Raw genomic sequence first — 12,683 nt, 5'->3', positions numbered from 1 at the left:
TCAGGGCCAGTTCGAGGAGCGGTACGTCGAACTTGGCGTCGTGCGTCAGCACGCACAGGACGGTACGCGCGTCCACCGCCGTGGCCGCCAGGTACCGGTGCGGCCAGTCCACCACGATCTCGTCCGCCTCGGGGAAACGGTTCTTCGTCGCGAACACCGGCCGCGCGTCGCACACCGTCACCCGGTACCCCAGGAACTTCCCGACCCGCACCAGCGCCGACGCGAAATCGATCGCCCCGAACACGATCATCCGCGGCGGCGGCACGCTCGACTCCACGAGCAGCCGCACCGGCCGTCCGCAGCGGGCCCCGTCGGCACCGATCTCCACGGTCCCCGTCCGGCCCCCGTCGAGCATCGCCCGGGTCTCGGCGCGGGCGGTCGCGTCCAGCCCGGGATGTCCGCCGAGCGTCCCCTCGTACGAGCCGTCCGCGCGCACGAGCAGCGGGCGGCCCAGCAGTTCGGCGGGCCCGTCGGTGACGCGCGCGACGGCCGCCGCCTCCCCCCGCGACGCGGCGGCGAGGGCGGCCGCGAAGACCCGCCGCGAGGCGCTGCCCGCGAGGACCGGGGTGACCAGGATGTCGATGATTCCGCCGCAGGTCAGACCCACGGCGAAGGCGTCGTCATCGCTGTACCCGAAGCGCTCCCGGACGGTCTCGCCGTCCTCCAGCGCCTGCCGGCACAGCTCGTACACCGCGCCCTCCACGCACCCACCGGAGACCGAACCGATCGCGGTGCCCTCGCCGTCGACGGCGAGGGCCGCACCGGGCTGCCGGGGCGCACTCCCGCCGACCGCCACGACGGTGGCGACGGCGAAGTCACGTCCCTGTCCGGCCCACCGGTGCAGCTCGTCGGCGATGTCCAGCATGCTCGGTCTCCGGTCTGCCGTCGTCTCGGGGAGGGGCCAGAGCCCTCACCCTCCAACAGCTCCGCCGGATCCGCGAGGAATCCGCCGCCATCGCCCACGACTTTGCCACCTCACTTCCGGCCGGATCCGGAAGAGACGGCCTAGGGGCGGGACCCGGGGGACGGTGGGGCGTTGTGGGTGATGCTGTGCACTTCGGCCGTGTGGCCCTGGATCACCGTCCCGTGGACGCTGCCGCTCACCTGGTTGTTCACGGTGACCGTGGGCCCGGCGGCCGCCTGCGGGGCGACCTCTTCGAGCAGCGCGCGCAGGTCCGCCGCCGCGGCCGGATCGGCGGCCAGCACCCGGCGCAGCCGGTTGCGCCATTCCGTCTCGATGTCCTCGGCGAACGCGGTGTCCCGCCCCTCCAGCGCGGTGCGCAACTCCTCGCGGGACGCCTCCAGTTCGGCGCCCGCCGACTCGGGGTCCCGGCCGCCGCGCCCGAAGAAACGGGCGAGCCTGCCGCTCACCTGCGTCCACGCCTCCGAGGCCATCAGATTCACCAACGTGGTCGCGCCCGCCACCGCCAGGGCCGTCAGCTCCGGTTCCATGCCACCACGCTATCCGTAAGCTGAGCGCGACAACGGTGGATCACGGAAGCGGGCGCGGATGCGGGTGGAGCGGCGGCCGTCCGCGCGGTCCTGGGAGACGGTGCGCGTCGAGCGCAAGGTCCTCGGCGTCATCCACAACGTCACGTCCGCGACCCGGCTGCTGGACCTCCTCGCGGTGTTCGAGGGGGACCCGCGCGTGGCGGTGGTGTTCACCTGCACCGGGTCGTCGGCCTTCGGCAACGGGATCGCGGAATTCATCGCGGACCACGAGCTGCATTTCCTGCCGTGGGGGGAAGCGCGGGACCGGGGCGCGGAATTCCAGCTGGCGATGAGCACCAGCAGGGGCGGGCCGCTGGAAGAAATCAGCGCCCCGCTGATTGGCTGCGCACACGGCGCTGGCTACAATAAAAGACTCAGCAAGAATCCGGAATCCGGAATCCGGAATCCGGAGCCGGAGCCGGAGCCGGAGCCGGAGCCGGAGCCGGAGCCGGAGCCGGGACCAGGGCCAGGACCGGCGCGGAGGCCTTCGGCCTCTCCGCCGAGTGGTTGCTGCACGACGGCCACCCCATCCCCTCCGCCATCGCCCTCTCCCATGACGAGCAGCTGGCCCGCCTGCGCCACGGCTGCCCCGAAGCCCTCCCCCGCGCACGCGTCATCGGCGACCCGGTCGTGGACGAGCTCCGCGCCTCGGCGCCGTTCCGCCCCGAATACCGCGCGGCCCTCGGCATTCGCCCGGAACAGAAACTCCTGCTGATCACCACCACCTGGGGTCCGGATTCCCTTCTGGGCTCGTCGTTCCGGCTCATCGAGCGCGCTCTCGCCGAATTGCCGCAGGACGAATTCCGGGTGCTCGCCGCCGTCCACCCCAATGCCTGGTACGAGCACGGCGGCCGTCAGATCCACGACTGGCTCCGCCGGGCCCTGCGCGCCGGGCTGATCCTGCCGCACCCCGCCGGGCCCACCTGGAAGGCCGCGCTCTGCGCCGCCGACGCCTACGTCGGCGATCACGGGAGCCTCTCCCTCTACGCCGCCGCGCTCGGCCTGCCCGGTCTGCTGGCCGCCTTCGACGAGGACACCGTCGCCCCCGGCTCCCCCATGGACTGGCTGGGCCGCCACCTGCCCCGGGTCTCCGAAGACCACCCCTTGGGACACCAACTCGCCCGTGCCGTACGCCTCCCCGAGGCCGCCGGGCGGGTCACCTCGCGTCCCGGCGAGGCCCTGAGCCTGCTGCGCACCCTCTGCTACGAGCACCTCGGCCTGCCCGAACCGGCCGCGCCCTGCCCGCCCCGCCCGGCCCCGCTGCCCGCGCCCCCGGCCGGCGCGCCCTCGCCGCTGCGCCCCGCCCGGTACGTCGACGCCACCGTCACGGGCGCGGCCCCCGGCGCGCTGGTGACCGTACGCCGCTACCCCGCCGAGGTGCAGGGGCGTCTCGACGCGCACCTGGGCGAGGACGCGCACGTGGTGGCGGACGAGGCCGAGACCGACCCCCGCTGGCGCAACCTCGCCGAGGTGCTGCTGGCCCGCGGCTCCACTCCCGCCGAGCTGTTCGCCCGCCATCCCGCCTGCGCGGTGGTCGCGACGGCCGGGGGGCTGGTGGTGCTGCGCGACGGGCGCCGGTACCGCGCCGAGGGGGCGGACCCGCAGACCGCCGCGTCCGCGCTCCTGGCCCTGCTCACCGAAGGACACCGCCCCGAGGGGGAGTTCACGCTCAGCATCGGCGGCGCCGACTCACCCCTCGCCCTGTTCCCCGGAGGGGTCCGCTAGCCGAGCCAAGCGGATCCGGGCCTCCTCCGCGCGTACGCTGCCGAGCGCTCCGTACAGCTCCAGGGCGGCTCGCCAGTCGGCGCGCGCGGCTCGCGGGTCGCCCGACTCCCGGTGCGCGTCCCCTCGTACGAGCAAGGCGTCGGCATGGTCCAGTCCCCCGGCGCTCGCGCCCCGCGCGAGGTACGCGAGGGCCTCGCCGAGCGGCTCCGGCGCCTCCGCGGGCGCGCCCGCGGCCAGCCGGGCGGCGGCGTAACGGACGCGCGCCTTGGCCATGTTGTGCGGATCGGGCGGCGTCAGCTCACCGAACCCGCGGATCGCGGAGAGCAGTTGCTCCCGGGCCCGCTCGTGCAGACCGGCGGCGCTCGCCGCGCGCCCCTGGTGGTACTCCAGCAGGGCCCGCCCGCGCGGGTGCGCGAGGCCTCCGAGGGCGGCCAGCGCCTCGGCGTAGAAGGCGAGCGCGCCCGCCGGATCGCCCTGCCGCTCGGCGATCTGCCCCAGCCCTTCCAGGGCGGAGGACTCGGTCCGCGCGTGGCCGATCCGCCGCGCGCTCTCGCGCGCCTTGTCGTACTGCTCGCGCGCCTCCTCCAGGTCCCCGTCCGCGCCCCGGTCGAGGAGGGCGAAGGCCAGCTCGAAGTGCATGCGGGCGAGCGGCAGGCCGCCCAGCCCGTCGGCGGCGCGCAGCGCGATCCGGTTCACGCGCAGCCACAGGCTCTGGTGGCCGCGCCGGAAGAAGAACCCGTGCAGCGCCTCGGCCAGCTGGCACACGGTCTCGGGCCGGTCCCGGCAGAGTTCCGCGAGGGCCACGAGGTTGGTGCGGTCGGCGTCGAGGGCGTCGAGCGCGTCGCCCTGGTCGGCGAACACCCCGCCCGGCTGCCCGGGTTCGGCGAAGAGGGGCCCGTACCGCCAGCGCCCGGAGACCAGCACCTCGGCGGCCGCGGCCCGGCGCAGGTACCAGTCGGTGAACACCCGCGTGGCCGGCGCCCGCTCCGCCGCGCCGCGCTCGCGGGCGTAGGCGTGCAGGACGGCGTTCATCCGGGACCGACCGGGCGCGGAGCGCTCCAGCAGCCCGGCGTCGTACAGGCGGGCCCGGACCCCGGGCCCGGCCAGCAGGTCCACCAGCCCGTCCGCGAACTCGGCAGTCGGATGCGCCCCGAGGCGGCGCAGACCGGCCCTGGCCTCCTCGTCGAGCGCGTCGTACGAGACGTCGATGAACCGGCGGGCGGCCTCGCCGTCCTCGGGCAGATCCGGCACGTCGAACGCCTCCAGGATCGATCGCCGCTCGGCCAGCCGGCGCGCGAGCCCGGCGAGCCCGTCGAGATACGGGTCGGCGGCCTGGGCCGCCGCGAGGTGCAGTACGTACGGCAGCCCGCCCGCGGCCGACACCACGGCCCGCAGCGCCGCCTCGTCCGGTACGTCGCCCCCCACCGCGGCGGCGAACAGCTCCCGGCACGCCCCCTCGTCCAGCTCGGCAACGGTCAGCCGCGCCACCGGCGCCACCTCGGGCGTACCGAGCCTGCGCAGCAGCTTCCGGCTGGTCACGAGCACCATGCCGGCGGGGTGTCCGGGCAGCAGGTGCGGCAGCACCTGCCCCGCGGCCACGACCCCGTCGAGCACGACGAGGCACGGCCGGTCGGCGGTCCGGCTCCGGAACCGCGCGGCCAGCCCGCCGAGCGTGCCGGGCATCTCCCCGCGCAGGGTGCCGAGGGCCGCGAGGAACCCTTCGAGCACGGCGGCAGGATCGGCGGGCCCGAGCCCGCCCCCGGGATCCATGTCGGCGTAGAGCACCCCGCCGGGGAACTCCCCGACCCGCTCCCGCGCCCAATAGAGGCTGACGGCGCTCTTCCCGACCCCGGGCCCCCCGCCGACGTACACGAGCGTCGGCGCCCGCCGAGCACCTCGCTCGGCGGCCAGCTCGTCCAAGCGGGCCCGCAGTTCCTCGCGGTCGACGAAGCCGTCGGGCGCGAAGGGGAGCATGAGCGGCACGGGAGGCACGAACGCGGGCACACCCCCATGCTCGTGCACGGTCACGTTGACGGCCTGGATCAACGTGCCGTGAACCGCGCCGGTGCTGGTGTTGCTGACCGATTCCACAGGCCGGAGTGTGACAGCACGCACGGCCGCCCGCGCCCCTTCCGCGCCACATTGGCCGGTAGCGGGGGGTGGTTGACCGACTGCGGGGCGCCTCGCTCCGCCGAGCCGAGGCGCTGTCCCGCCAACGCCCCTCGGTAGCGTGTGCACTTGATCAACACGATCGACACGGGGAGACGGCATGGAACGGCACATCGAGTTCGAGCGGCTGCACAACTTCCGTGACCTGGGCGGTTACCGCACCGCCGACGGGCGCGCGGTCGCCTGGGGGCGGCTCTACCGCGCCGACTCGCTCGGCAAGCTGGCCGGGGACGACTGGGAGCGGTTCCTCGGGCTCGGCGTCCGTACCGTCATCGACCTGCGCTACCCGTGGGAGATCGACGCGAAGGGCCGCATACCCGAGGTCGGGCGCTTCGCCTACGCCAACCTGAGCATCGAGCACCGCCCCTACGACCAGGCGGAGATCGACCCCGCCCTCGACCCCTGGCGCTACCTCGCCGACCGGTTCGCCGAGGTCGCCGAGGACGGCGTCGAGGAGATCCGGCAGGCGATCGAGCTGATCGCCGACGGCCCCGGCCCCGCCGTCTTCCACTGCACCTCCGGCAAGGACCGCACGGGCCTCGTCGCCGCGCTCGTCCTCACCCTCCTGGGGGTCTCCGAGGAGCAGATCCTGGCCGACTTCGCCCTCACCGAGCTCGCCACCGCCCGACTCGCCGACGACTGGCGCGCCGCGCACCCGGACCGCACCCTGAACTGGCCCGCGTACGGCCGCGCCCCGGCCGAGATCATGGAGCTGGTCCTCGCCGACCTGACCGCCCGCCACGGCTCGGTCCGGGCCTACCTCACCGACCGCGTCGGCATCACCGACGCCACGACCACCCGCCTGCGCACCCGCCTGCTGTCGGCGTAGCCGTCCCCCGCGCGCGGAGAACCGCGGCGCGCTCAGGCGGACGGATCGGGGGCGGCGGGGGCGGCGGGCGCGGCGGGGGCCGGGCTCCAGCTGGCGGTGACGGTCAGGTGGGCCTGTCCGTTGCCGCTGACGATGCCCAGCTTCAGGTCATGAGTCAGCTGCAGACCGAAGGTGACCGTGATGTCGGTGGGCGGCACGGGCACCGCGGCCATGGTGGCGTGGACCTCCCGGACCAGGGTGCCGAGCGGCCTGAGCGTGCCGCGCAGGGCATCGGCGGCGATGGCCGCGACGGCGTCCGCCCGGCGTCCCACGGGGACGAGCGAGCCGAGACCCTCGGCCGCGTCGTCGCGCTTCGCGACGGGCGGACCGCCGCTGGCGAGCAGGAACCGGACCGTGGTGCCGTCGTCGAGATGAAGGTTCTCCAAAGCGGTCATGAGAGGCATTGTGCGCAAGCGGGGCCGGGGAGCGCCGTCCGTTGAGCGACTTGGTTACACGATCGTGGCAGTGGGAGTCCGGCGTACCGACGCTCGCGCGTGGGCCCTTCAGGAGCAGGGGGGCGTGGACGGAGTGCCCTTCGGAAGCAGGCCCCGCTCGTCCTTCGTGTAGTCGCGTCCGGCGGCGGCGCAGAGCGTGCGGAACTGGACGTCGGGGCGGAGGTCGAAGGACCGGCGCCCCCCGGCGTTGTCGATCACCAGCTGGTGGGCCGAGGTGATCTGGGCCGTGGCGTCGGTGACCTCCTCACTGTGCTCGGCCGCCGCCAGCGTCTGGAAGGAGCCGTCGGCCAGATCGTAGATCTTGACCAGTCCGCTCAGGTAGGTCAGGAGCCTGCCGTCCGGTGTGAACCCGATCAGGTGGTTCAGCGCCGGGTTCGGCATCTCTTGCCGCAGCCGCTCCCGGCGGTCGACGTCCCACACGCGGACCCTTCCGTCGGCGTTCTGTACGGCGAGCCGCGATCCGTCGGGGGAGAACACGAGCGGGCTGCCCAAGGACCGCTCCGTGTACGGGGAGGTGAGGGCGGGGCCCGGCAGCGTCACGACCTGCTGCGGGGCCCGGACGTCCCACAGCTGGATCTCGCCCTGGACGCCGCCCGCCCGGGTGACCACGGCGACCTGGCCGGGGTGCGCCGGACGCGCCATGAGCTCGCCGTAGACGAAGAAGTCGCCGAGCAGTCCTCTGTTGTTGTTGGGGCCGGGGCGGGCGAGGAAGGGCGCGGTGAGGACGGCCCCGCTGCCGGCATCGACGCGCGCCAGCGTGCCCTTCTCGGTCAGCAGGACGATCTCGCGGCCCTGTATTCCGGCGACGCTGTCGACCTTCTCCCCCTTCTGGACCTCCCGGGGCAGTTGCACGTTCCGGCTGAGGTCGGACACCTCATAGGCGCGCTGGAGGCCGGCGTCGCGCCCCCACACCACGACCGACCGCGAGTCGGCGGTCCAGGTGACCTCCCAGTCGCCGTGCGCCGCCTCGGCCGGAATCTCCACGGACCGCAGGACCGTACGGGAGGCGTCCATGACCTCCAGGGACTTACCACCGACCTTGGCCACGAAGCGCCCGTCGGGAGACAGCGCGAACCTGCCGCTGGTGGATTCCCCGGCCCGGAACAGCTCGGTGCCCGACCGCTCGGCCCGCACCGCCATCAGCGTGGTGCCGACGGGTACGAAAACGGTGAGCGCGCCGTCCGCCCGTGGCACCGCCGCGACCCGCGGGTACGCGATGCCCATCTCACCCGGGGTGGGCGTGCGCGTGCGATAGAGCTGTCCCGTGCGCACATCGGTCAGGGTCGACTCGACATACCCGCCGTCACCGACATCACCGATGCCGGGACGGCCCTCGACGCCGTAGTTCCCCGTGGCATCGACCGTGGCGAACGAACCGGTGTCGGGTACCGCGACAGCCGGTCCGGGCGTGCGGCCGAGTGTCCGGACGTACGGTTTGCCACCGACCCACGTCATCGCGGCTTCGCCTCCCGCCCGGATGAGCTGGGCCATGGAGGAATCGTTCTTGGCGCTCTGACCGAGGTCGTAGAGCCGGCGTCCGGTGGCGAGGTCCTTGACCACGATCTCCCTCGCATCACCCGCGTAGCCGGCCAGCACGACCGCATCCGGATCCTTGGTGAAGGCCACCTCGGACACCCTGTTGTCGGTCAGGAGGTCGGCCGCGACGGTAAGCGGTTTCCCCGAGGGCACCTCCCACGCTTCGGCGAAGGGGGCGACGCACACCTCCGGGTGGTAGTAGCACTCCATGGAGTTGTCCTTCACCGTCAGCAGCAGGCGCTTCCCGTCGCTGCTGAAGTCCAGGCTGATGCCCGTCTTTTCGGCGAGCTTGTGCTCCCCGCGGCGCAGCACGAGGGGGGCATGGCCCGCCCCGTCGTTCAGCCGCCACAGCCGGACCTCGCGCTCCGAGGCCGCGACGAACAGGCTGCCGTCCGGGCTGAGGTCGGTCACGTCCACGTCAGCGGGAACGCCGCCGAGCTTCCATGCCTCGACCTTCCCTTCGAGGGCGCCCGTGACGACGGTGAAGGTCGCCACCTTGCCTCCCGACGGCTCCGATCGCACGACGAGGGTGCGGCCGTCCGGCGAAGCGTCCAAGTTCTCGGCCCGGCCCCCCCACACGGACGGATAGGCCCCCACCAGGTACTGCCCTCGCGCGTACTGGTGCATCAGCGCATCGCGCGTCTTCGGGGTCTGCCGGGTGCTCCACGCGGCCAGGGACAGCTGGAGCGCGGTGGCGGGGTTGTTGCCGGGCGTGTCGTCGGCGGCCTGGGCCAGCAGTGCGGCGGCCTGGAACCTCAGCTGTTTCTCGGTCTCCCGCAGGCTCCGCACGGTGACTCCGGCCAGCACGAGGGCCAGCGCGGTGAGGACGGCCAGCGCTCCCACAGCGGCCTTCCAGATCCGCCTGCCGCGCTGGGAGTGACGCAGGCTCAGCCGTACGTAGGCCCGCTCGTCGGCCGAGATGTCATCGGGGTGTTCGGCCAGCCGGCGGTCCGCCTCCGCGAGGTCGGTACCGCTCAGCAGCCGGGGTGACTCCTGCTGCCGTGCCTGCCATCGCCGCAGGTCGGCCCGTAACTGCTCCTGCCAGACGCGGAAGTCCCGGGAGTCGGCCAGCCACCGCTGGAGGCGCGGCCAGAGCCGGGTCAGCGCCTCGTGCGCCAGATCGACGACCTCCTCGGCGCCGCCGGAGCCCCCGGAGAGCACGATGAGTTTGGTCGGCACCAACTCTCGTGCCAGGTCGCTCAGTTCGGGAGCCAGGTCGGCGGCGCGGGTGGGGCGGCGGAAGAACACGTCCCCGTCCGGGCGGGCCAGCTGCACGAACAGCCGCCGCGCGAGCTCCCGCTCGGCCGGAGTCAGCGCGTCGAGCGTGTCGTCCGCGTAGCCGACCAGCGCGCCCGCCACACCGCCCAGTTCGTCGTACGCGGCATGGGTCAGCATCGACCGGGTACGCCGCTCCCACAGCTCGGTCAGGGCGAACTGGACCAAGGTCATCCGTCCGGGCTCGTCGCCCGCGTCCGAGACGATCCGCTCCGGCAGGCCCGGCTCGAACCACAACCCGGGCGTGCCGTCGACGGGCCCGGTGACGGCCCGCTCCAGCCCCTCGGCGGCCAGCGGCGCCAGGAACTCCACGGCGTCGCTGACCAGATCGGACGTCTCGGCCGTCACCAGCGCGTCCAGCGAGTCGGGCCGCACGGTCGCCACGACCCTCAGCGCCGCGGCTCCGCTCCCGCCCGCGAGCGCGGCCAGGAGCCCCAGGAGGACGCGGGCGTCGGCGGCTTCGGCCGCCGTGTACTCCTCGAACTGGTCGACGAAGAGCACGTGCCCGGCTCCCCCGCCGCGGGCGAGGATCCGGCTCCGCACCTCGGCCGGCACGCCGTCGCCCGCATCGAGCAACCCCGCCAGCCGCTCCGCCCGCTCGAGCCGCTCGATCTCGCCCAGCCCCGGTTCCAGCACACCCGTCAGCGCCCTCGCCAGCACCACGACCGGCCGTACACCGGGGATGGGCCGCAGCTCGGACACGGCCATCCCCCCGGACCGCAGCCGGGCCAGCACCCCCGCCCCCACGAGCGAGGACTTCCCGCATCCCGAGGGCCCCGCGACCAGGGTCACCGGTCGCCTGCGCACGGCCGCGTGGACGCGCGCGATGTCGGCTTCGCGACCGTGGAAGAACTCCGCGTCGGCCTCGGAGAAGGGCGCGAGCCCCTGGAACGGGCAGCGCGAGCGCAGCGTCTCCTCGTCGACCAGCTCGGCCGACGGAAGCAGATAGGCGGTGCTCTCGCCCACATGCGCGGCGACCGTCATTCCCACGACGCCGTCCTGCGCCTCGTCCCAGACCGCCGACCCGCTGAACCCCCCTGAGATCCGCGGCCCCGGCTGCTGCGCCTCCATCTGCACCCAGCCCGACCCCTGCCCGGCCCGCAGGGTGCCGGAAGCCCACACCCCGTGATCGGCGCCGCCCGGGTAGCCCAGCGCCCGGAACGCGTGGCCCCACACGCTGGTCCCGTCGACCAGGGGCACGGGCCGCGCACCCTCGATGGCCGCCTCCAGCCTCAGCAGCGCGACGTCCTGCCCGCCGGACCGCCAGGACACGACGGCCGCCCGCACTCCGGGACGGCCGTCCAGCAGCGGAAGATCGACCTCAACCCACCCGCCCGGCGCCGCCGGTACGTCGTCGGGCACTCCGAGCGCCCGGGTCACGACGTGGGCACACGTGCACACCACATCGGCGGCGACGAGGAACCCGGCACCGACCACCTCGCCCTCGGCCGACAACACCCGCACCTGCGACGCTCCGAGCACCTCGCTCCCCCGCACTACGGCCATGAACTCCCCCGTATTCAAAGCGTCCCTGCGGTGCCCCAGGCCAGCATCACGGGCGCGGCCCACCTCCACAACCGGCACGGCGAAACGCCGGTGTCCGCGCCCGGTCCGGGGGCGGGCGGCCGGAACGGGCGTGCCGGGTCCCAGCACGATCCGCTAGGCTGTCAGCGGTCAGTCGGCTACCAGGCGTGTGCCCGTTCCCGACCAGCCCCCGCCTTCGGCCTTCGTGCCTTCGTGGGCCTTGCGGAAAACTACGAAACCGCAGGTCAGGACCTACCCTCACTCCACCTCAGGAACGCCCCTCCTCCATTTCGGGAACGCATGGTGCTCCTTCGCAGGTCAGCACGGGCGCCGCCTGTGCTTGCTGGATCGACGTATTCGCGGGCTCACCCAGCCCTTCTGAAGAACATCCAGCGCGGCAAGAACGCGAAGGTCGCCCAGGCCATGGACCGGCGAACCCGGAACCCGTGAGCCCAGAACTGGCTACCACGTGTGGGCCAGCTAGCCCAGTCCAGGACGATTGGCGGACGCCAGCTCGGTCTTGTCACCGCGAGGCGCTTGCTGCCAACGACCCGATGGGCGATACAGGTCGCCCCCACCGAGCCTCGCATGATGCCTGGCACGTCTTGCCGGGCTACGGACCGAGATATGACATGAGCAGGTCCGGCCCCGCCGTGCGCAACCGTGGGAAGACAAGGACGGCAGCAATGGCCGCAGGGATCAGCGACCACGGGGCCTCCACCCCGATCTTCTCCCCGTACCAGGTACTGACCCACCCGACCGCCCCGATCGCGGCCAACGCGCCTATGACATGCAGCGTTTCCCAGAGTGCAGTCCTGTCTCTGACCGGTTCCAGATCCTCAAGCTCATCCTCTGGCAGCAGGGAACCGAGGCGGCCGGAGGCGTAGCCCTCCGCGACGAGGATCAGGAGCCGGGACAGCTCTCGTGCGCCGTCGGCCGTATCGGCATCCAGTTGGAGCTCCGCCCTGCGCAGCGCGGCCACGACCAGTCTGGTGTGCCGATCAATGTTCCCGCGGCGTGGTGACGAGCGAGGAACCAATCGGCACCGGCGACGTGCTCGTAGAACGGCACGCTCCGTGACACGAAGGCTCATCGAAACAGCCTGGAGCGTGACAGGTCTTAGCTTGGCAGGTACGGCTACGAGCCGAGCACATTCCGCGATTGTCCGGAGGGCATAAATCGCGGGCAGCGTTAGGGCAAGGGCCAGGCATCTGCCCTTCGCCCAACGTACGACCCCGACCCTCCACAGAATGAGTGGCGCGTAGAGCACTGGCAGTAGGGCGACAGGTGCACCGTAGATCTCACCCGCCTGAGGGTGACTGGTGACCGCCCAAGCGAACCAGGGCAACCACAGGAGGCACACCACGAAGAGGATGCTGTTCATGTCCTCAGCGCGGGCCGCGACGTACACATTCCAAGCAATCGCCTTCCGTAGGGGCGGCCTCAGCGTGGCTTCTGTCCCGGTGGCGCGCAGGTCGCTCGTGAGCCCATCCGTCCATTGAACGATCTCGGACCGCAGCGACGTCCAGTTGGCCCGGGCGAGGCCCCACTTCCGCTGTACGAGCCAGTGGCGAAGTGTGGAGATCATCGGTTCCCCCTTCTCCTTCGAAGGGAGCGTGGCACGGCTCAGTCCCGTCCGC

8 protein-coding genes are annotated in these 12,683 nt (G+C 73.0%); 2 read left to right on the top strand and 6 right to left on the bottom strand.

The genetic code is table 11. The features are described 5' to 3' along the window. Together ABT084_RS15330 and ABT084_RS15325 are read right to left on the bottom strand one after the other, a co-directional pair. Positions 1-865: XdhC family protein (locus tag ABT084_RS15330; protein ID WP_351043056.1), on the bottom strand; the 865-nt coding region annotated here is incomplete at its 3' end. A gap of 140 nt (positions 866-1,005) precedes the next feature. Then, the gene (locus ABT084_RS15325) at positions 1,006-1,452 is read right to left on the bottom strand and encodes a hypothetical protein (protein ID WP_351043053.1); all 447 of its coding nucleotides are present in this window, start codon (positions 1,450-1,452) and stop codon (positions 1,006-1,008) included. Positions 1,453-1,998: 546 nt separating this feature from the next. On the opposite strand from ABT084_RS15325, the gene ABT084_RS15320 reads away from it, so the two are divergent. After that, the gene (locus ABT084_RS15320) at positions 1,999-3,216 is read left to right on the top strand and encodes a glycosyltransferase family 28 protein (RefSeq protein WP_351043050.1); all 1,218 of its coding nucleotides are present in this window, start codon (positions 1,999-2,001) and stop codon (positions 3,214-3,216) included. Here the strand turns inward: ABT084_RS15320 and ABT084_RS15315 are convergent. Beyond that, positions 3,181-5,307 carry a tetratricopeptide repeat protein gene (locus tag ABT084_RS15315; RefSeq protein ID WP_351043047.1) on the bottom strand — a complete coding sequence of 709 codons (2,127 nt, stop codon included), beginning with the start codon at positions 5,305-5,307 and terminating at the stop codon, positions 3,181-3,183. The two genes, ABT084_RS15320 and ABT084_RS15315, sit on opposite strands and share 36 nt — an antisense overlap. A gap of 178 nt (positions 5,308-5,485) precedes the next feature. Between ABT084_RS15315 and ABT084_RS15310 the strand changes: the two genes are divergently transcribed. Continuing rightward, on the top strand, positions 5,486-6,214 hold the full coding sequence (locus tag ABT084_RS15310) for a tyrosine-protein phosphatase (RefSeq protein ID WP_351043045.1): 729 nt from the start codon (positions 5,486-5,488) through the stop codon (positions 6,212-6,214). A gap of 32 nt (positions 6,215-6,246) precedes the next feature. Here the strand turns inward: ABT084_RS15310 and ABT084_RS15305 are convergent, their stop codons facing one another. The 3 genes from ABT084_RS15305 to ABT084_RS15295 all read right to left on the bottom strand — a co-directional run bounded on the left by ABT084_RS15305 (position 6,247) and on the right by ABT084_RS15295 (position 12,025). After that, positions 6,247-6,648, bottom strand: a complete 402-nt coding sequence (locus tag ABT084_RS15305; RefSeq protein ID WP_351043042.1) for a CU044_2847 family protein — start codon at positions 6,646-6,648, stop codon at positions 6,247-6,249. Between the two features lie 108 nt (positions 6,649-6,756). After that, positions 6,757-11,025 (bottom strand): nSTAND1 domain-containing NTPase, encoded by a 4,269-nt coding sequence (locus ABT084_RS15300; protein ID WP_351043039.1) that lies wholly within the window; start codon positions 11,023-11,025, stop codon positions 6,757-6,759. A 631-nt stretch (positions 11,026-11,656) separates the two neighbouring features. Beyond that, positions 11,657-12,025 carry a hypothetical protein gene (locus ABT084_RS15295; protein WP_351043037.1) on the bottom strand — a complete coding sequence of 123 codons (369 nt, stop codon included), beginning with the start codon at positions 12,023-12,025 and terminating at the stop codon, positions 11,657-11,659. Positions 12,026-12,683: the final 658 nt, after the last annotated feature.

Origin of the sequence: Streptomyces sp. NPDC002138 (assembly GCF_040296485.1) — a bacterium.
In the GTDB taxonomy this organism is placed as follows: domain Bacteria; phylum Actinomycetota; class Actinomycetes; order Streptomycetales; family Streptomycetaceae; genus Streptomyces.
Note: the sequence above shows the minus strand (reverse complement) of the source record. Positions and strands in the feature narration are given on the sequence as shown.